The organism is Olivibacter domesticus, from assembly GCF_900109575.1.
Lineage (GTDB): Bacteria > Bacteroidota > Bacteroidia > Sphingobacteriales > Sphingobacteriaceae > Olivibacter > Olivibacter domesticus.
In genome coordinates this window covers 12,592-34,080 of sequence record NZ_FOAF01000019.1, presented here as the reverse complement: position 1 = coordinate 34,080, position 21,489 = coordinate 12,592, and the positions used below count along the sequence as shown (strand labels likewise).

Annotated in this window: 18 protein-coding genes and 1 tRNA gene; 10 read left to right on the top strand and 9 right to left on the bottom strand. The window is 37.1% G+C overall.

Annotated elements, in window-relative coordinates; genetic code table 11:
• Position 1: 1 nt before the first annotated feature.
• Positions 2-79 (top strand) — tRNA-Val (locus BMY50_RS27750).
• A gap of 168 nt (positions 80-247) precedes the next feature.
• On the top strand, positions 248-892 hold the full coding sequence (locus tag BMY50_RS27745) for a hypothetical protein (RefSeq protein WP_202907953.1): 645 nt from the start codon (positions 248-250) through the stop codon (positions 890-892).
• Between the two features lie 49 nt (positions 893-941).
• On the opposite strand, the gene BMY50_RS27740 is transcribed toward BMY50_RS27745, so the two are convergent.
• The 5 genes from BMY50_RS27740 to BMY50_RS27720 all read right to left on the bottom strand — a co-directional run bounded on the left by BMY50_RS27740 (position 942) and on the right by BMY50_RS27720 (position 4,220).
• Positions 942-1,853, bottom strand: coding sequence for a DUF72 domain-containing protein (locus BMY50_RS27740; protein ID WP_093332995.1), 912 nt, complete (start codon positions 1,851-1,853; stop codon positions 942-944).
• Positions 1,854-1,882: 29 nt separating this feature from the next.
• Complete coding sequence (locus BMY50_RS27735; RefSeq protein WP_238383909.1) at positions 1,883-2,782, bottom strand: M20/M25/M40 family metallo-hydrolase; 900 nt, start codon at positions 2,780-2,782, stop codon at positions 1,883-1,885.
• Positions 2,783-2,900: 118 nt separating this feature from the next.
• Positions 2,901-3,623 carry a DNA repair protein RecO gene (gene recO / locus BMY50_RS27730; RefSeq protein WP_093332989.1) on the bottom strand — a complete coding sequence of 241 codons (723 nt, stop codon included), beginning with the start codon at positions 3,621-3,623 and terminating at the stop codon, positions 2,901-2,903.
• Positions 3,624-3,634: 11 nt separating this feature from the next.
• Positions 3,635-4,003, bottom strand: coding sequence for a diacylglycerol kinase family protein (locus BMY50_RS27725; RefSeq protein ID WP_093332985.1), 369 nt, complete (start codon positions 4,001-4,003; stop codon positions 3,635-3,637).
• On the bottom strand, positions 3,993-4,220 hold the full coding sequence (locus tag BMY50_RS27720; protein ID WP_093332982.1) for a signal peptidase: 228 nt from the start codon (positions 4,218-4,220) through the stop codon (positions 3,993-3,995). Before BMY50_RS27720 ends, BMY50_RS27725 begins: the two co-directional genes overlap by 11 nt.
• A 187-nt stretch (positions 4,221-4,407) precedes the next feature.
• On the opposite strand from BMY50_RS27720, the gene ileS reads away from it, so the two are divergent.
• The 8 genes from ileS (at position 4,408) to dapA (ending at position 16,205) form a co-directional block, all read left to right on the top strand.
• Positions 4,408-7,821 (top strand): isoleucine--tRNA ligase, encoded by a 3,414-nt coding sequence (gene ileS / locus BMY50_RS27715; RefSeq protein ID WP_093332980.1) that lies wholly within the window; start codon positions 4,408-4,410, stop codon positions 7,819-7,821.
• A gap of 83 nt (positions 7,822-7,904) precedes the next feature.
• Positions 7,905-8,288 (top strand): TraR/DksA family transcriptional regulator, encoded by a 384-nt coding sequence (locus BMY50_RS27710; protein WP_093332977.1) that lies wholly within the window; start codon positions 7,905-7,907, stop codon positions 8,286-8,288.
• A 96-nt stretch (positions 8,289-8,384) separates the two neighbouring features.
• Positions 8,385-9,035, top strand: coding sequence for a lipoprotein signal peptidase (locus BMY50_RS27705; RefSeq protein ID WP_093332975.1), 651 nt, complete (start codon positions 8,385-8,387; stop codon positions 9,033-9,035).
• Between the two features lie 90 nt (positions 9,036-9,125).
• Entirely contained in the window at positions 9,126-9,833 is a 708-nt protein-coding gene (locus BMY50_RS27700) for an SIMPL domain-containing protein (RefSeq protein WP_093332972.1), read from the top strand.
• Between the two features lie 163 nt (positions 9,834-9,996).
• On the top strand, positions 9,997-12,726 hold the full coding sequence (gene acnA / locus BMY50_RS27695) for an aconitate hydratase AcnA (RefSeq protein ID WP_093332970.1): 2,730 nt from the start codon (positions 9,997-9,999) through the stop codon (positions 12,724-12,726).
• Between the two features lie 154 nt (positions 12,727-12,880).
• Positions 12,881-13,069: a hypothetical protein gene (locus BMY50_RS27690; RefSeq protein WP_093332968.1), complete on the top strand. Its 189-nt coding sequence runs from the start codon at positions 12,881-12,883 to the stop codon at positions 13,067-13,069.
• A 145-nt stretch (positions 13,070-13,214) separates the two neighbouring features.
• The gene (gene ligA, locus BMY50_RS27685; protein WP_093332965.1) at positions 13,215-15,233 is read left to right on the top strand and encodes an NAD-dependent DNA ligase LigA; all 2,019 of its coding nucleotides are present in this window, start codon (positions 13,215-13,217) and stop codon (positions 15,231-15,233) included.
• A gap of 78 nt (positions 15,234-15,311) precedes the next feature.
• Positions 15,312-16,205: a 4-hydroxy-tetrahydrodipicolinate synthase gene (dapA, locus tag BMY50_RS27680; protein WP_093332963.1), complete on the top strand. Its 894-nt coding sequence runs from the start codon at positions 15,312-15,314 to the stop codon at positions 16,203-16,205.
• A 126-nt stretch (positions 16,206-16,331) separates the two neighbouring features.
• Here dapA and BMY50_RS27675 read toward each other — a convergent pair whose 3' ends face one another.
• The 4 genes from BMY50_RS27675 to ftsA all read right to left on the bottom strand — a co-directional run bounded on the left by BMY50_RS27675 (position 16,332) and on the right by ftsA (position 21,489).
• On the bottom strand, positions 16,332-16,523 hold the full coding sequence (locus BMY50_RS27675; RefSeq protein WP_093332961.1) for a histone H1: 192 nt from the start codon (positions 16,521-16,523) through the stop codon (positions 16,332-16,334).
• Between the two features lie 241 nt (positions 16,524-16,764).
• Positions 16,765-18,006: an aminotransferase class I/II-fold pyridoxal phosphate-dependent enzyme gene (locus tag BMY50_RS27670; protein WP_093332958.1), complete on the bottom strand. Its 1,242-nt coding sequence runs from the start codon at positions 18,004-18,006 to the stop codon at positions 16,765-16,767.
• A gap of 316 nt (positions 18,007-18,322) precedes the next feature.
• The gene (gene ftsZ, locus BMY50_RS27665; RefSeq protein WP_093332956.1) at positions 18,323-20,017 is read right to left on the bottom strand and encodes a cell division protein FtsZ; all 1,695 of its coding nucleotides are present in this window, start codon (positions 20,015-20,017) and stop codon (positions 18,323-18,325) included.
• Between the two features lie 137 nt (positions 20,018-20,154).
• Entirely contained in the window at positions 20,155-21,489 is a 1,335-nt protein-coding gene (gene ftsA, locus BMY50_RS27660) for a cell division protein FtsA (RefSeq protein WP_093332954.1), read from the bottom strand.

Below are 21,489 nucleotides of genomic sequence, written 5' to 3'. Positions count from 1 at the left end.
AGGAGGCTTAGCTCAGCTGGTTCAGAGCATCTGCCTTACAAGCAGAGGGTCACTGGTTCGAATCCAGTAGCCTCCACCATATCTAAAGCACTTAAAAGCATTTTTAAGTGCTTTTTTTATGCATATAAATACTATATATGTTCATCCTATAATAAGCCTTATCAGCTTTCTTACTTTTTTTTAGGTCTCCGTAATTAGGATCTGTATATTTGCGAAAAAGTAAAAACATTAAAACCTTTTACATACTATGCAAAAACAAAAAATTATATTAATCGCATCGATAATAGCCTTTCCTCTCTTCTCTTTAGCCCAATCCACTCCTAGCGATAACAAAAGTAACCAATCAAAAACAGTCAATACACCATTCGCCACTCCTCATAATTCGTTAAATGGGGGTACTATTGCAAGTCAATTTGACTACATAAACAAATCCTCTAATAACTACCAGGAATATAAGGTTGTAAAAAAGACTTCTTTAGAAAAATTAGAAAAAAATATAGTCGACTCCCTGAAAGGGATGCAATCTAAATTAAGCAATGTAAACACTACCTTAAACAATCACGATAATGAGGTTTCTTCTTTGAAAGATAGTTTAATTCAAATAAATCAGGAGCTTAAAACCACTAGAGACCAAAAGGAAAGCTTCAGTTTCCTAGGTATACTTTTATCCAAAAGCACATATAACACTTTTGTATGGTGTTTAATAGGTATATTAATGTTTGCACTTCTTTTTTATGTTTATCGTTATAGGCAAAGTCATACCGTAACAGCAGACGCTAAGAAAACGCTTGACGAATTGAAGGAAGAGTTTGACCAACACCGCAAAAAATCAATGGAACGCGAACAAAAGTTAAATAGACGTTTGCAAGATGAGTTAAACAAACGATTCTAAAAGAGAAGGCCGGTTAGTTACACTGGCCTTCTCTTTTAGATAATCACACTTACTTTAAGTGAAGAGAGGCCTGTTGTTGATTCATATCAATTTGACTAGCTGGCAACTTTAAATCCAAGTGAAAAGCCAGATTAAGTTTCTCAATAAAATACGCCGAAAGTAAAGGAGATTCCTTCTCTATATTTTGATGTACAAAAAAATAAAGTGACTTAAGCCCCTTATCTCTCCATTCTTTAATACGATCGATCCAATCATCTAAACGAGCGTAATCACTTTTATGGTTAGCCCCTACATATCGAACAAAAGCCTGAGGGGTTGTTAAGCGCATATGTAACAAATCTCTTCTACCGGCAGTATCAACCACAACATTAGCAACCTTTTCTTTCTCTAACAGTGAGAAATATTTTTCACTCGCATCTTTATCGGCAAACCACTCTTCATTTCTAACCTCAATTGCTAAAGGTATACCTTTTGGAAAAGAGGTAACATATTCCTTTAATCGATCGAACTGGCTAGGTTTAAAGTTATCATGCATCTGTAAAAACGTCATACCTAATTTATCCTCAAAAAAGCTGATCGCATCGCAGAAAGCTTCTGTTGGCTCTTTTGAATTCACAAGCCGCCTAAAATGACTAACAGTATTGGGTATCTTTGGGAAAAACTTGAAGCCCTCTGGCACCTTATTTTTCCATACATCTACTTGTTGTTTATCCGGAGAATTATAAAAAGTAGCATTTAACTCAATAGCATTGAATTGGGATGCATAATACGATAATTCATCCTTTGTTCCACGTGGATAAAACCCCTTTAAATCCTGTTTATTCCATTTCGCACATCCCACAAATACTTCAAAAATGTCCGTACCATTTCCGGCTTTTTCGAGCAGCGCATATGTATCCGGATGAGTTGAAGGTAGTGAAAAATCAATTTTGCTCGGGTCTTCTACCTGTCCAAATTTCATATAGTTCTAATTTTGATATTCAACAATCATCAGTTAACTTTCGTAAAGTTAAGCTTATTTTCTTTCATACCATTAAGTAACAAACGTATTTCAAAATCAATAATTTTGGCCTCGCTTTCCGAATCAATTTTTTCCGATGTGTCAGATGGCTTATGGTAATCGGGATGGTCTCCAGTATGAAAAAATAATACCGGAATACCCTTGGCATAAAAAGACCCATGATCAGAACCGCCGCTACCGGCATTATCTGTAAAAAATTTAACATCAGTCTCGACCCCTTCGAAAATACTCGGCCATTTATCACTTGTTCCGAATCCTCCCACCCCAACGCCCCTTTCGGCATTATAGCGCCCAATCATATCCATATTCAACATAAAACTTATCTTATCAAGTGGTATAACCGGATGATTGACATAATATTTAGAACCTAGCAACCCGAGTTCTTCACCTGAAAAAGCAATAAAAAGTATGTTAAGATTTTCTTTTACATCGTTTTGAGAAAAGTACCTTGCTAATTCGAGTAAGCCTGCAACACCCGAAGCATTATCATCTGCTCCATTATGAATTTTCCCCTCAGGCAATGAATCTTTGGAGCTTCCTTGTTTTCCTAAACCAAGGTGATCATAGTGTGCACCTACTATAATTGTATAGGGTGCATTATTATCCAAAAAGCCTATTAGATTATTCGCTTTTCGCAGGCTATCTTTAACCACAACCTTAGTTACCTTTGCAATAAAGGGTTGTTTATACCCTTTTGATCCAAGTGGTTTTAATTTATACTTTTCGAAGTACTTCTCAATATATTTTGCCGCTCGGTTTATCTCTCGGCTCCCTGTGCCCCTTCCCTTCATTTTATCCGCTGCTAAGTTATTTATGTGCTTCTTTATTAATTCAGCATGCGCATATGTGGAAATTTCCTGCGCGCTCAAAGAGCCAAGCGAATAAAATACAAAAAAATTGAATAGTGTTATTCTTAAAAAAGTTTGTTTAGTAAATAAAAAATCACACATGCTATATTAAAAAAATTCAACTTATATTAAAAAATCATTAACCAAGTACTTCCTCTAAGATTTCACAAGACTTTATGTCACCTACATTATCAATGTGGAGACGATAAAAATCAATTAGTTTATGTAGCAGCACTCTTCTATCAGTGTTGGAAATTTTTACATTTTCCAGCGTTGTAAGCCGACTGGTTAAGATGGAAGCCCATTGGCTTGTATGAGGTTCGTGCAGAACCAATGAATGATTAGGTGGATAACTAGTGAATACGCCATCCTTTAAATCAAAAAAATGTTGCCCTAATTCTTGAGGCGCCGGAAAAAAACCTAAATATCGGGTAAACTTAAGAAGAAAATAAAGGTGAAAATTGACAGGAGTTCTCTCAGAAGAATCTAACCAATTAACCGCATTAAATACAAATTCAAACATGGCATCGTCAGGACCTTGCTGCTTAACACTTTTATAAAGCATCTCATTCAAAAACAGCACCAAAGAACTTTTTATGATATCGTACGGTATGCGTTGAAAGGGAGGCAATTGCCTTGCCTCAGCCATTCGCTGAAGTCCACCAGAATTTTTCTGATATACGACAAGTTCGAGCAAATGTAATGGCTGCAAAACGTTTATACTTATTTTTGCCTTAGCTTTTTTGACGCCATTAACAAGATAAGATTGTACGCCAAATTTTTCTGTAAAAACCTGAACCACTACACTGCTTTCAGCGTAAGGAGTTGTTCGAAGAACAATACCTCTAGTTTTATGCAACACTTCAAAAAGAATTATCGAATTAAACTTACAAGTTTAGGTAAAAAAATGATACTTCCGCAGGTCAATGAGAAAATTGCAGCGATAAGTACAGCACCTGCTGCTGCATCCTTTGCTTTTTTCGCCAAATCATGATAATCAGGCATAACTAAATCCGTTAAAGCTTCCAGTGCTGTATTAACCAGTTCAGTTAGCAATACTACCGCAATTGATAAAACAATCCAACACCACTCTTCTGCGGTCAAATGAAATAGAAAACCAAATAAAACAGCACCAGCAGCAGCGATACTATGAATTCTAAAATTCCGCTCGCTTTTGAAAGATTGCGTTATACCTTCAACTGCCGCACGCAGTGCATCTATAAAATACCTGTTATTCATCATTAGATTGCTTATTCCTCGTATCCAAAATACTTTGTCGCTCGATCTTTCTAATCAAGCTATACACAATCGTTACAAAACCTACTCCAAATGTTACGACGCCAACTATTAACGTAATACCATAGAGGCCGCTCTCAACTCTTTTTAAATACATTCCCAATACAATTAGTGCTATCCCAACGAGGGTAATGCCAATTCCTCTCTTTAAATATTTATTCATATTTATGCCTGCTAATAGTGAACTTCTTGTTAAAGATAACAAATAATATTCCACATTCTCTAAGCTCAACACGCTCAAACCATTGTTTGCCTAGCTGGCTAAAAGATATATATTAAGTTTCAGCACTTCCACTTCTCAGCTTAAAACCTTAACTTTGCATCCTTAAATTTTTGGAATTAATACACTGATGTACAAGGAATATAAACAGCTCGATCTCCCGAATATAGGTGCCAGCATATTGGCTAATTGGCAAGCAAAACAAATTTTTGAAAAAAGCATTACCAATAGGCCGGCGGCAAAACCCTATACATTTTACGAAGGACCTCCATCGGCAAACGGTATGCCTGGTATACATCATGTTATGGCGCGTACGATTAAAGATATATTTTGCAGGTATAAAACCCTGAAGGGATTTCAAGTTAAGAGAAAAGGCGGCTGGGATACACACGGACTTCCTATTGAATTAGCTGTCGAAAAAACACTTGGCATAACAAAAGACGATATTGGTAAAAAAATTTCCGTTGAAGAATACAATGATGCATGTAGACGTGAAGTAATGCGCTATACAGACGTATGGAACGATTTAACAGAAAAGATGGGGTACTGGGTAGATTTAAAAGCTCCTTACATAACCTATCAAAATGAATATATCGAAACCCTATGGTGGATTCTAAAAGAACTTTATAACAAGAACTTACTTTACAAGGGTTATACGATCCAACCTTATTCACCAGCTGCCGGCACTGGATTGAGCTCTCACGAGCTAAATCAACCTGGTACTTACAAGCCTGTAAAGGATACAACAATCATTGCTGAATTCAGAATTGTTAAAGACCAGGTACACCCTTTAATTCCGCAATTATTTGAAGAGGATGGAGAAGATACTTCCTTTATAGCTTGGACAACAACACCTTGGACACTTCCTGCCAATTGTGCGCTCGTTGTGGGCAAAAATATTGACTATGTAAAAGTTCGTACTTTCAATCAATATACGTATGAACCTATCAGCGTTGTTTTAGCAAAAAACCTCGTAGATAAATATTTTAAGAAAGAAGCGCAAGATTTGCCGTTTCAACAATATAAAGAGGGAGATAAATTAATTCCCTGGGAAAAAGCAGCAACATTTAAAGGGCAAGATTTGTTAAATTTAAGGTACGAGCAGCTTTTACCTTATGTTACGAACGAAGATTTACAAAACAACGCCTTTCGTGTTATTGCTGGAGATTTTGTAACTACCGAAGATGGAACGGGCATTGTACATGCCGCTGCTACATTTGGCGCGGATGACTTTCGTGCCTGTCAGGAGAATGGAGTACCGGGAGTTTTTGTAAAGGACGAGAATGGCAAAGATGTACCCATTGTTGATAAAAGAGGTCGTTTTGTTAAGGAAATAACTGATTTTGCATATCGTTTCGTTAAGGAAGAATATTATAGTGATGAGGAACGATCAGCAGCTGATTTTAAACCAACAGATGTACTTATTGCTATCAAACTTAAAGAGGATAATAAGGCCTTTGATGTTAAAAAATATGAACACAGTTATCCGCATTGTTGGAGAACAGATAAGCCGGTGCTTTATTATCCTTTAGACAGCTGGTTTATAAAAACAACAGCAGTAAAAAACAGGCTAGTTGAATTAAATAAAACGATCAACTGGAAACCCGAAGCAACGGGAACAGGACGATTTGGGAACTGGCTAGAAAATCTAGTCGACTGGAACCTGTCACGGTCAAGGTATTGGGGTACACCACTTCCCATCTGGCGCTCTGAAGATGAAAACGAAGAAATTTGTATAGGCTCAATTCCGGAATTACGTGAACGGATTAGCTATAGTTTAACAACGAATGTTTTAGATAGAGAAGAAAGCGAAAAACTTCGGACCTATCTTAATAATTTAGATGCTGATAAATTTGATTTACACCGTCCATACGTTGATGATATTGTATTGGTTTCCGACAATAACCAAAAGTTATTTAGAGAACCCGATTTAATTGATGTTTGGTTTGATTCAGGCTCCATGCCCTATGCACAGTGGGGGCTAGATCACGACAAACTTGCCAAGGGAGACAAACTTCCTTTTAAAGACGGATTTACAGGTGCCTATCCAGCAGATTTTATAGCAGAAGGGGTAGATCAAACAAGGGGATGGTTTTTTACGCTACATGCTATTGCTACAATGCTTTGTGATTCAGTGGCATTTAAAAATGTTGTATCCAATGGCTTGGTATTAGATAAAAACGGCAATAAAATGTCCAAAAGGCTAGGAAATGCTGTAGATCCATTTGTTACGATAGAAAAATACAGCGCTGATGCTACTCGTTGGTACATGATCAGCAATGCTGCGCCGTGGGACAATCTAAAATTTAATGAAGAAGGTTTAGATGAAGTGCGAAGAAAATTTTTTGGCACACTATATAATACATATGCTTTCTTTGCACTCTATGCTAATATCGACAATTTCTCCTACGAAGAGGCAGATATAGCGATTAAAGACCGTCCTGAAATTGATCGCTGGATTGTTTCTTTACTCAATAGTTTAACAAAAGAGATTGATGTATATTATGCCGATTTTGAACCGACCAAAGCAGCACGTGCTATTCAGAACTTCGTTGATGAGCACTTAAGTAATTGGTATGTTAGATTATGCCGCCGTCGATTCTGGAAGGGCGAGTATACTGCAGACAAAATATCAGCGTATCAAACATTATATAACTGTTTGGATACAATAGCTAAACTTATGGCACCTATTGCACCATTTTTTAGTGATCAATTATTTCTCGATCTAAACTCAGTAACAGGGAAAGATCATTCAGAATCGGTGCATTTATCTAATTATCCCGTTTACCATGAGGAACTCGTTGATAAACCGCTAGAAGAGCGTATGACACTGGCCCAGGATATTTCCTCGCTTACCTTGTCGCTTCGTAAAAAAGTTGGTATAAATGTTCGTCAGCCACTAAACAAAATTTTACTTCCAGTGTTAGATGACACATTCAGCACAAAGGTTGAAAAAGTAAAAGACTTAATATTATCCGAAACGAATATTAAGGAAATTGAATTTATCGAAGACACCTCAGGTATTATACGTAAAAAGATTAAACCAAATTTTAAAACTCTTGGCCCGAAAGTTGGTAAGGATATGAAATTAGTTTCGGGAGTTATTAATACGTTTGGAGAAAGTGAAATAGATCAACTTGAAAAATCTGGCAGCTATGCTATCCCTAACACATCGCATATAATAACACTTGAAGATGTAGAAATCATAGCTGAAGACGTTGCAGGTTGGCAAGTAGCCAATATAGACAAGCTAACGGTAGCACTTGATGTAAATATAAGCACATCACTTAAAAACGAAGGAATAGCAAGGGAGTTGATAAATCGTATACAAACACTTCGAAAAGAATTAAAGTTCGAAGTGACCGATAAAATAAATGTTACTGTTAGTAATAGTTCAATTATTGCTGATGCGATTAAAAATAATTTATCCTATATTAGCACGGAGATCTTAGCCAACTCGTTTAAAGTAGATAATAACTTGACCGTTGGAGAGCGTGTTGAAATAGAAACGACTGAGTTAAATGTATTAATTGAAAAAGTGTAAGGTAAGAAAATCTATAATGGTTAGATGAATGAGCAATTTTGAACTCCTTCAATAGATTTAAATTCCTGTAAAAAAATCGAAAAATGGAAAACACAGAAAAGACACGTTACAGTGATGCAGAATTGCAAGAATTTAAAGAAATTATTTTGGAAAAGCTTCGTGTAGCTAAAGAAGAATTAGCGTCGCTAGCAAAGTCTTTGAGTAGCCCTAACAGCAATGGAACGGATGATACTGCAGGCACCTTCAAAACACTCGAGGACGGCTCAGCTACATTAGAGAAGGAACAAATTAATCAACTAGCAGCTCGTCAAAAAAAGTTTATTGACAATTTAGAAGCCGCTTTAGTAAGGATAGAGAATAAGACATACGGAATTTGCAGAGAAACGGGTAAGCTTATACAGAAAGAGCGGTTGAGGGCGGTTCCGCACACCACGCTAAGCATGGAGGCTAAATTAAAACAATACTAAATATTATAATTGGTCATCAATCAAAGGAGAATTGGACTTTTCTACTGTTTTCCGTAAAAAATTGATGACCATTTTACTTTCCGCATATCAATATACATGAAAGGATACACCAAACCTCTCGCCATTATTTTATTGGTAATATTTTTCGATCAAATTATTAAATTTTGGGTTAAGCTTAACATGACCTTAGGCCAAGAATTTAAAATTTTAGGAAATCGCGCCATGATTCATTTTACAGAAAACAATGGTATGGCCTTTGGCATGGAGTTCGGCGGCGAAGGCGGAAAACTTGCACTATCCGTTTTCAGAATTCTTGCTGTACTCGGCATAGGTTATGGGCTTGTTTACATGATTAAACGCAAATACCATCGCGGTTTAATTATGTGTGTAGCACTCATCTTCGCCGGTGCTTTAGGCAATATAATAGATTCCACATTTTATGGCATCATATTTAGCGAAAGTACATGGTATGATAAAGCGCAATTTTTACCTGAAGCAGGAGGCTACAGCAGTCTATTTCATGGAAAAGTAGTGGATATGTTTTATTTCCCCTTACTCAAGGGCACCTTCCCTAGTTGGGTCCCCATATGGTCAAATGAAGAATTTATATTTTTTAGACCCGTATTCAATCTTGCTGATTCAGCAATTTCCGTTGGAGTAATTATTATTTTAATTTTTCAAAAAAGCTATTTTAAAGAAGAAATTCAAGAACCTGCCAGTTATAACAGTGAAATAGTAGAAGAATAATATTTTATAAAATCCGAATACTGTAGCATTTTCTTTCACCAAATCGTTTCTACAAAAAACTATATAACAATTAAATTTAATAATTTAGCTATGAAGAAGTTAATTGCAGCAATGTTATTGGGAACCATTGTATTATCCGCATCTGCCCAAAATATAGACACAAGGCGAAAAATTGAGGTGTATGGTTCTGCAGAAGAAGAGATTACACCTGATATAATTTATGTTTCGATCTCATTAAAAGAGTACTTCAAAGACAACAGCAATAAAAACAAAATTACTATTAATGAATTGGAACGCCAGTTGGCCTCTGCTGTAAAAAAGGCAGGCATTAAGGATGAAGACTTTACCATTAATGATATTTCCAGCTATAACTATAATGATCCAAAAAAGAAAAAAGATCCTGGCTTTCTAGCAAGCAAACAATATCGTATTAAAATTGCTAATTTAAATGCTATCAACGAAATACTAGCAAGCGTAGATGAAAAGGGAATTCAATCTACAAATATTGCTGGTTACGATCATAGCAAAATGACAGAAATAAAAAACGAGTTAAGAATCAAGGCAGTCAACAATGCGCGTGATAAAGCTACAGTTCTAGCACAAGCATTGGGCGACACATTAGGCAAAGCACTTGAAGTAAACGACAATAACACAGACGCTGGCAATCCACAACCACAATATAAAATGATGGCCATGCGTGAACAAGCGGCCGATGCAGTTTCGGGTGATTCACTAGACATTGACTTCAAAAAAATCAAAATTAACTATCAATTTAGAGTTGTATTTGAATTAAAGTAATTTTTGCGGTACACAGTAAAAGAGGAATAGGGAAATCTGTTCCTCTTTTTTATTTAACAAAGATTCCGAAAGTCATCTTAAATTCAAAAACCGGCATTAACTTGTATTTATAAAACTTTTTTGACGCAGACAGGTTTTATCATAATACTGAAACTAAACAAAAATGGACAAGAAAATAGCCTCTTTAGCACAACTTCAAGCAGAAGGAAAATCAATTGATCTACTCCCTTTTTCTATCCGCATACTTTTAGAAAATGTAATCCGTAACCACAATGGCTTTTCTATAACTGATGAGCATCTCGAAACATTAACAAATTGGGTCCCTAGTGGTACCGAAAAAGAAATCCCGTTTAAACCGGCAAGAGTATTAATGCAAGATTTCACGGGAGTACCGGCAGTGGTAGATATTGCATCTATCAGAGCAGAAGTGATTAGAAAAGGAAAGAACGGGAATAGAATAAACCCCGCTATCCCCGTTGATTTAGTCATTGATCATTCCGTACAGGTAGATTATTTCGGAACCGATTATGCATATAATAAAAACGTTGAATTAGAGTACGAAAGAAATTCAGAAAGATATCAGTTATTGAAATGGGCGCAAAAAGGACTAGATAATTTTACTGTTGTTCCGCCAGGCATGGGTATTTGTCATCAAGTAAATCTTGAATACTTAGCGAAAGGCGTTATTGACCGAGATGAATGGTACTTCCCAGACACCTTAGTTGGCACTGATTCACACACACCAATGGTAAATGGTATAGGCGTATTGGGATGGGGCGTAGGTGGTATCGAAGCAGAAGCAGCAATGTTAGGACAGCCTATTTATTTTACCTGCCCACAAGTAGTTGGTTTAAAATTAACAGGCAAAATACCGGAAGGATGTACTGCTACAGACATGGTTTTAGCCATTACAAAACTCCTTAGAGATTATGGAGTAGTAGGTAAGTTTGTTGAAGTTTTTGGAAATGGTTTAGATCATCTAACCGTAACAGATAGAGCTACAATATCAAATATGTCTCCAGAATTTGGCTGTACTGTTACCTATTTTCCGATTGATCATCAAACCTTAGACTATATGCAACGCACGAATCGTACACCTGAACATATTGACTTAGTAGAAGCATATTGTAAAGAAAACATGCTTTGGCGTAGCGGAGAGGAAGCCATTATTTACACAGACGTTTTAACACTGGATCTAGGGTCACTTCAGGCAACGGTTGCAGGTCCAAAACGACCTCAAGACAAAATTCTGGTTAAAGATTTATTTAAAAAATTTGGAGAATTATTAAATGAGGAATACAGCCGTGCCTATATTCCCTACAAAAATAGAGAGGTAAATACTTGGATTTCCGAAGGGGGATCCGGTACTGAATATGCGGGAGCAAATGGTCATGGAAGTACGCAAATACAAGTTAAATCTGACGAATTAAAAACCGTTCGTATCATTAATAATAACCAGCAATATGTGTTAAGTGATGGGTCTCTTGTGATTGCAGCCATTACAAGCTGTACAAACACGTCAAATCCAGCAGTAATGTTGGGCGCTGGCTTAGTAGCTCGCAAAGCTGTAGAAAGAGGACTGAGAACGAAATCGTGGGTAAAGACAAGTTTGGCACCAGGATCAAAAGTAGTTACGGAATATTTAAAAAGGTCTGGTCTATTGGAAGACCTTGAAGCACTTCGATTTCATCATGTAGGATATGGTTGTACCTCTTGCATCGGTAACAGTGGTCCCCTCCCTCCTCACATTGCAGAGGCTATAGACAAAGCAGATTTAGTAGTTTCATCTATATTGAGCGGAAATCGAAACTTCGAAGCACGCGTGCACCCACAAGTTAAAATGAACTTCCTTGCTTCTCCTATGCTGGTAGTTGTTTATGCACTGATTGGACGAATTGATGTGGATATATTGAACGACCCTATAAATCTGGATCCCAATGGCGAACCAGTGTATCTAAAAGATATATGGCCATCTCAAGAGGAAATCAATAAGGCCGTCGAAACGTTTGTGAAGCAGCAGGATTTTAAAGACGTATACGATGTGATATTTGACGGAAACGAACAGTGGCAAAACTTGGTTGCCCCATCTGGTAATAACTACGAGTGGAACAGTAAATCTACCTATATTCAGGAAGCGCCATTTTTTAAAGACATAAGTTCCGAACCACAACAAATAAAAGATATTGAAGAAGCAAGAGTGCTATTGTATCTGGGTGACTCGGTCACTACCGACCATATTTCGCCAGCAGGATCTTTTAAATCTGATAGTGTTGCCGGTAAATACTTGCAGGAAAAAGGAGTAGAAGTGAAAGATTTTAATTCATATGGATCAAGAAGGGGAAATCACGAGGTAATGATGCGCGGGACATTTGCTAATGTCCGAATTAAGAACAAAATCAGTGATATTGAAGGTGGTTTTACTACTCATTTTCCTTCAGGTGAGATTAAATCAATTTACGATGCTGCGCAGGACTACATTCATGAGGATACACCGCTCATTATACTTGCAGGAAAAGAATATGGAAGCGGCTCTTCTCGTGATTGGGCAGCAAAAGGAACCAGTTTATTGGGCGTTAAGGCCGTTATTGCAGAAAGTTTCGAACGTATTCACCGAAGTAATTTAGTAGGTATGGGCATAGCCCCGCTTGAATTTCCCGAAGGCGCCAGTGCAGCTTCTTTATCTTTAGATGGAACCGAAATTTTTACCATTGAAGGACTTGCAGATGATCTTCAACCGCACAAGCAATTAAAAGTAACTGCAAAAAAACAGGGTGGTGAAAATATTGAATTTAATGCACACGCCAGATTTGATTCAATAATTGAAGTTGAATATTATAAAAACGGAGGCATACTGCAATATGTATTACGTGATTTCCTAAAAAATGAGCACTAAAAACATATTTAACTGTGTAACAAACAGTTAAAATTGTTAAAAAATTTGCTTTACATTTTGCTTTTTCTTATATTTATTTTTAAATCAAACCAAAAACCTAAAAATCACATTTAGTGTTTTTTGTTTTTAATTAAAATTAAGGAGGGATTAGGCAATGAAGAATTTATTATTAGTGGTGGCGGCAGTGATTTACTCAAACCTAGTATTGGCAAACCAATCGATCGGTGATGGGGAGGAATATAGTACCCCAAAAGCGATTATATACATAGTCGTTGGAGTACTTTTAATTACTGTTATAGCCACTGTACTTTACAAAAGGCCAAAACGCAAATTTAATGAATAAAAAGGGCCCTGCTTAAGGGCTCTTTTTGTATAATAGACCTCCTATCGCTTAATCCTTTGCTCAATTAATCTGATAACACACTTCCTCCTACTTCAGCTTTAAATACTAGTTCTAATAAACTAAGGGAAATTTCTTAACTTCGCATATGTCAAAAACTGATGTAGCCAACCGCATAGAAACGTTAATCAAGGAGTTAAATGAGCATAATTACAAATATTATGTCTTAGCTCAACCTAGTATATCTGATTTTGATTTTGACCAAAAACTATCAGAGTTAGCTGCGTTGGAGAAAGAATATCCGGCACTTTTAGATCCAGATTCACCCACTCAAAAAGTTGGTGGGGATATAACGAAGCAATTCAAGACAGTACGCCATAAATGGCCCATGTTATCATTAAGTAACACGTATAGTGAGGGTGAACTGAACGACTTTGATGCAAGAGTACGTAAAGTACTTGGAGACGATTTTGAGTATGTTTGCGAACTAAAGTTCGATGGTTTATCCATAAGCCTAACCTATGAGCATGGAGTTCTAACAAGAGGAGTTACCCGCGGAGACGGAACACAGGGCGATGAGGTTACCACTAATGTACGTACTATAAAAAGTGTTCCGAACAAATTGAGAAAAAATGGTTTTCCTGAAGTATTTGAAATTAGAGGGGAAGTGTTCATGCACAGAGCAGCTTTTGAAAGGCTCAATAACGAACGGATAGAAAACGGAGAAATTCCTTATGCAAACCCACGTAACTTTGCTTCCGGAACGATCAAGTTACAAGATTCTTCGGAAGTAGCTAAGCGTCCATTGGACTGTTTTCTGTATTTCCTATATATGGATGGTCGGGACAAACAGTTCAAGAACCATTGGGATAGCTTAAATGCCGTAAAATCTTGGGGATTTCACGTATGTGAGCACACGAAATTATGTAATTCACTCGACGACGTATTTAAATTTATACACCATTGGGAAAAAGAGAGACACCATTTAAGCTATGAAATAGATGGCATCGTCATCAAAGTTAACAGCTATGCACAGCAAGACGAACTGGGATTTACCGCAAAATCTCCTCGTTGGGCTATTTCCTATAAATATAAAGCGGAAGAAGTTGAAACAATCTTACAATCTGTGAGTTATCAGGTAGGTCGTACGGGTGCAGTTACCCCCGTTGCCAATCTAAAACCGGTGCAACTATCTGGCACAACAGTTAAACGTGCAACTTTACACAATGCAAACGAAATGGCAAGACTAGATTTGCATGAACTGGACACTGTAATCGTTGAGAAAGGTGGGGAAATTATACCAAAAATCACTTCAGTGAATACTTCTTTACGCGTTCCCGAAACGAAGCAAATACAATACCCAAGTACTTGCCCTGCTTGTAATACCCTTTTAATCAGAAAAGAGGGAGAGGCCGTATATTATTGTCCAAATGAAGAAGGATGTCCTCCTCAAATAGTAGGAAAAATCCAGCATTTTATTAGTCGGAAAGCAATGGATATTGAGGGCATGGGAAACGAAACAGTAGAAGTGTTACATAAAAGAGGCTTATTAAATCGAGTGAGCGATTTATATAATCTACATCGTCATCAAGATGTTTTATCACAAATTGAACGTTTCGGTGCTAAATCTATTCAAAACATGTTAGACGGCATCGAAAAATCAAAACAGAAACCCTTTGAGAAGGTTCTATTCGGACTGGGGATTCGATATGTAGGTGAAACGATTGCTAAGAAGCTCGCTCTCGGCTTTAAAAATATTGATAATGTGATTGCGGCCAACGAAGAAGATATTGCTGCCGTAGATGAAATAGGTGAAAGAATAGCCGAAAGCGTAAGAGAATATCTGTCTAAGCCTTTGCACTTAGAACAGATTAGATTTCTAAAAGAAAACGGTTTAAACTTTGAAGTGGAGGAAAAAATAATTCAGTTGAGCAGTAACAAACTAGTAGAGAAGTCTTTCATAATTTCTGGGGTTTTTGAGCAGTACAGCAGAGAAGAACTTACGCAGTTAATTTTAGATAATGGTGGCAAGATTTTAGGAAGTATAAGCGGCAAGCTCGATTACCTCGTTGCAGGAGATAAAATGGGTCCTTCAAAGCTAGCTAAAGCCCAAAAGTTAAATATTCCAATTATTTCGGAAGAAGAGCTTATTAAATTGATAGAATAAATTTACGAATTGTGCTATTTTTGTATTAGGTTTGAAAACTGAATACAAAATTCACAATATAACAATCATTTAAAAACAATGAACAACCTACATGGTGCCGGTGTGGCATTAGTTACTCCATTCAATAATGATGGAAGTATTGATTTCGAAGGATTGTCTAGACTGATTGAATATCAAATAGACGGAGGAATGGATTACCTAGTTAGTATGGGAACAACTGGAGAAGTTGCAACCTTAACGAAGGAAGAAAAGAAACAAATATTAGACTTTACTGCTGATAAAGTTGCCGGGCGTGTACCATTGGTTGCTGGTTTTGGAGGCAATAATACGGCGGAGCTAGTGGCTCAAATAAAGGAATTTAATAATCCTGCGTACCAAGCTATATTATCGGTTAGTCCGTATTATAATAAACCAACACAAGAAGGAATATATCAACATTATAAAGCTATTGCACAAGCAACGGAGTTACCTATCATACTTTATAACGTTCCGGGAAGAACAGGCAGCATGGTATCCGTAGATACAATCATTCGTTTAGCCAATGACTTTCCTAATATTATTGGTGTTAAAGAAGCATCGGCAAATTTTGAACATTTCACTAGAATAATGGCCAGAAAGCCAGAAGGCTTTTTATTAATTTCTGGTGATGATGCATTAACGCTTCCAATGATGTCATTAGGTGCGGTTGGTGTTATCACCGTTGTTGGCAATGCTTTTCCGAAACAGACACAACAACTTGTTAAATTTTGCAATGAGTGGCATTATGAAGAAGCGCGTAAACTGCATTATGATCTATTACAGATAGACGATTTATGTTTCATTGAAGGTAATCCTGCTGGCGTGAAAGAAATGCTTAAGGAACTTAACATATGTGGCAATTACGTCCGTTTACCCTTGGTAGAAGTAAGCGACGAAACTAAAAAGAAAATCGCCTTAGCCGTTCGGGAAATTGATGGTAAGGTTATTGCTTAATTAATTGAATTAACCCGTTTATAGATGAGATGGCCGCGACAACGAGACTATCTAAACGTTCAAACATAAAGGTCCGTATCGTTAACGCGATACGGACCTTTCAATTTCTTCCTAGTTTATTCGGTATTATTTAGAAGTGGAATTTTTTGCTTCTTGAACCTCTAAACGGATAGATTGTGCTAAATTTTTAACATCTTGAAGACCCTTCCTAACACGTGTTCCAGCTGCACTATTTCCTTTGTTAAAAAACTTGTCAGCATCACCATCTAAACCCTCAATTAAACTTTTAAGCTCGTTGAATTTTTCAATGCTTGCCATAAAATATTACTCCTTTTAATTGTTAATAGTTAATAATATATTGTACCAATAGCTAATGTATAATCTTTTTTCCGAAAAAAAAATTTTTTAACCGCTTTAAGTGTTATTTAAACAACAATAATAAAAAGTTGAAAAATAAAAAGCAAACCTCCATTCAACTAAATAACTGATATACAAAAAGATAAAAAAAAGAAGATCCGTTGGTAGGATCTTCTTTTCTATAATCATAATGAGTACTTTTTTAGGCCGGAACAACTTGTTGTTCTCTATAGTATCCATTATTTAACTTATCAGAAACTTCTGAAAAGGCGAATATCGTTTCTTTTACATCATCCAACGTATGCATTGCTGTTGGTATTAATCTCAATTCTATTTGTCCCTTTGGTATTACGGGATAAACAACTATAGAACAAAAAATACCATAATTTTCTCGCAGGTCCATTGTGAGCGCTGTTGCTTCCGACAAATCTCCTTTTAAAAAAACCGGTGTGACCATGGTATTTGTATGACCAATATCAAAACCATTATCTTTCAAACCCTTTTGTAATGAAGTAGCTATTTTCCATAATTTTTCACGTAAACCTGGTTCTCCCTTTAATAACTCCAACCTTTTTTTCAATCCTATTACCATCGGCATTGGCAGCGATTTAGCAAATGTTTGTGAACGCATATTATAACGAAGGAAGGTTACAATATTCTCATTTCCAGCAACAAAGGCGCCTATCCCTGCCATTGATTTCGCAAATGTACCAAAATAAATATCCACACCATCAATACAATCTTGGGCTTCATGCGTTCCAGCGCCTGTAGGCCCCATTGTTCCAAATCCATGCGCATCATCTACTAAAAGCCGGAAATTAAATTTGTCCTTCAACGCATTAATTTCCTTCAGCTTACCTTGTGCGCCCGACATACCAAACACTCCTTCGGTTATGACTAGTATCGCACCGCCAGTTTGTTCAGTAATTTTTGTAGCTCTCTCTAATTGCTTTTTGCAGCTATCAATATCATTATGCTGATACACAAATCTTTTCCCCATATGAAGCCTAACGCCATCAATTATGCAGGCGTGTGATTCAGCGTCATAAACGATGACATCATTTCTATCAACTAATGCGTCAATAATAGAAACCATGCCTTGATAACCATAATTTAAAAGAAAAGCGTCTTCTTTTCCTACAAACGACGCAAGATCTTGCTCTAAAGCTTCATGATGATTCGAGTTCCCAGACATCATTCGCGCGCCCATTGGATAAGCCATGCCATACTCTTTTGCAGCTATGGCATCTATTGCTCTCACTTCCGGATGGTTTGCTAAGCCCAAGTAATTATTTAAGCTCCATACTAAATGATCTTTACCCCTAAATTTCATATGCGGGCCAATGTCTCCTTCCAGTTTAGGAAAAGAAAAGTAACCATGAGACCATTTGTGATGTTGTCCGATAGGACCCAAATTGTTTGATATTTTATCGAATAAATCCAACGTGTAATTATATTTAGTTTTCAAATCACTTTACAATCACCTTGCCAATAATTATCGGGACAGCGTATCTTGTAAAATTCACCTTCCATATCCGCGTAATAAAATCCTACGCGATGCAATTCATTAGTCACGTCTATAAGTCGCTACCTGAATTTAAGCCTCCACAAAGATAAAGTTTCATGCTGTTAATATCAACTTTCAACTGAACCGTTTTGAAAATGAGTATAAAAACTTCTCTTTTATGCATTTTTTACTACAAAAAAAGCCAGATGAAATAGCTTCATCCGGCTTTATATTTTCCTATTTTTATAATTTGTTAATCAACATTATCATGTAGAAAAGAATTATTCGGACGTATTTCTGTAATTCCATCCTCTGATGAAAGTGTAAACCTGGAAACTTGAGATTCAGAAGAATGTGGCACCTGATCTAACGACTTCTGCTTTCTTCTATAAGCAGGTTCGTTTTCAATCTCCTGCAATCCATTTGTCGACCTAAGCTTCATACTCAAATCTTTCAATCTGAGGATCCGTTCCTTCGTCTTTCTTAATTGCTCTTCAATACTTTCGTCGGTTTTGTATTCATCTACTTGTTTTGCTACAGGCTCCTCCGTTTTGTTAGGTGGTTCTTCATTAGCTATTTTGCCAATATTATTTTCCACCGCTTCTTTCTGCTGATCTTCCGAAGGATTTTTAGTAAACAAAAATTCACTTTCCGCCTCTTTTAACTGATACTCATCTGTATTTGGGGTTATTTCGGGAATCGGTTCTTCTTCAATTAGTGTATGCCTAATCACTTCATTCTTTTTTGGCGCTACTCTATTTTCCGCTTGATTCTGCGATTTATTAAAACCGCTGAACAAATCAACCTGAGGTACTGCTGTTGGTTCAACTTTCAATTGAAAAGACGGTGCAGCATTCTGTACAGGTGCAGCAGGTGTTTCAACCTCCTTTTCCTTATTAAGAATCTGATTTACTGGCCTAACCAAAGGAACCTTTTCTTCTTCCAATGGTATAGCAATTTTTTTATTGTTTTCCTCCTGCTTACGTTCTTCCGTTGTTTGGAAACCTGTAGCAATAATAGTTACAGATAAATCATTATCCAAGGTTTCATCTAAGCAATTACCCCAGATAATTTCAGCGGTGAAGCCGGCCCTCTCCTGAATGTAGTCAGTAATTACTGAAATTTCGTCCATAGTAACCTCTTGGCTACCAGAAGAAATATTCAACAATATATACCTTGCACCTTCAATTTCGCTATCTTTCAATAAGGGTGATGCGAGAGCACCTTCTACAGCCTTCTGCGCACGGTCATCACCATTTGCCTTTGAATTCCCCATAATCGCTACCCCACTATCATTCATTACTGTCCTCACATCTTTGAAGTCCACATTGATGTAACCAGGGATCGTAATAATCTCAGCTATACCTTTTGCAGCAGTAGTTAAAATGTCATCAGCTTTTGCAAAAGCTGAACTCATTGTAAGATTTCCGAAGATTTCACGTAATCTATCATTGGAAATCACCAGATAAGAATCAACATATTTTCGCAATTCTGACAAACCATCCTCAGCCTGATTTCTACGTCGTTTACCCTCAAAGGCAAATGGCGTAGTAACAATAGCAACCGTTAGAACACCTATTTCTTTTGCTGCTTTAGCAATTACAGGACTCGCTCCCGTGCCAGTACCCCCTCCCATACCAGCTGTTATAAACAGCATTTTAGTATTAACGCCTAACATCCGTTTGATGTCGTCAATACTTTCGATGGCCGAGTTTTCACCTACATCAGGGTCTGAACCAGCGCCCATACCTTCCGTTAAACTAGCACCTAGTTGAACTTTATTAGGTATCGGACTTAACTCTAATGCTTGTGCATCGGTATTGCAGATTATAAAGTCCACACCGCTAATTCCCTGTCTATACATGTGGTTAACTGCATTGCCACCACCTCCGCCAACACCTATTACCTTTATAATAGATGATTGTTCTTTAAGCATTTCAAATTTCATAACTATCCTAATTTACTCGTAATGAGTGGTATCCTAATCTTAAAATCGTGTTACTTTCGCATGGTAATATTAACACTTTTTCCACAATTGTTTTCCACAATTGTTTATAATGTGGAAAAATAACCCGGTGTGGAAAACTATTTAATATAATCCGTATCTTCTATTTTATTGTCGTCACTTATGTACCGGATAATCTTATCTAAGAAACCGAACGTTTTCTTTCCCTCCTCAGCAATACCTTTAACTACCTGGCTTTTAGCTGGATGTTCAACCTCATCATACTCCACCGATTCAACTCCTTTTATCAGCAAGCCAATGCCGGTTGCATACAAAGGACTTTTTAGCTCATCATATATGTTTTTCGGTAGCACCTCATTTTTGGAAAGATGCTCATTAGGCATACCAATTCTACATTCAAGTCCGGTAACATACTCTACCAACTGAACTAAGTGTTTCAATTGTGCACCACCACCAGTAATTACAATTCCACCTATTAACTTACGTTCATAACCGGAAGATTTGATCTCGTAGTAAACGTGCTCAATAATTTCTTCCATTCTTGCTTGAATAATATACGCAAGATTTTTCACTGAGATCTCCTTATGTTCCCTACCCCTTAATCCCGGTACACAGATAATTTCGTTTTCTCTATTTTCATCTGCTAGAGCTGATCCAAAACGAACTTTTAGTAATTCCGCTTGATTGCGCAGCACAGAACATCCTTGTTTTATATCTTCCGTCACAATATTCCCTCCCAAAGGAATAACGGCTGTATGGCGGATGATACCTTCGTGAAAAATCGCTACATCAGTTGTCCCCCCACCTATATCAACCAACACCACTCCAGCATCTTTTTCTTCAGGGCTCAATACGGCTTCAGAGGAAGCCAAAGGCTCTAAGATCAGCTCCTGTGCTTCTAGAGTAGCATATTCTACGCAACGTTTAATATTTCTTACAGCACTAACATGACCAGAAATGATATGGAAATTTGCTTCCATTCTTCGTCCTGCCATCCCAATAGGATCTTTAATACCAGGCTCGTTGTCGATTGTAAACTCTTGAGGCAGCACATGGATAATTTCTTCGCCAGGAGGAAGAACAAGCTTGTACATATCTTCCACTAGTTTTTCGATATCTTTCCTACCTATTTCGTTATCGTCTCTTCTCGTCAAAATACCCCGATGTTGCAAGCTTTTAATATGTTGACCAGCAATACCTACATTAACAACTTTAATATCCACATTTGACTGGGCGCTTGCCTCCTCGACAGCTTTAACGATACTTGTCACAGTTTTCTGAATATTGGCTACCACTCCACGGCTTACCCCTAGAGATTCGGCTTTCCCAATTCCAAGTACTTCAATCTTGTTATGCCCGCTCCTACGGCCCACTGTTACACAAATCTTCGTGGTACCGATATCTAGTCCTACAACTATTGGAGCATCTTTCGTATTAGTTGTTCGTTTTTCCAT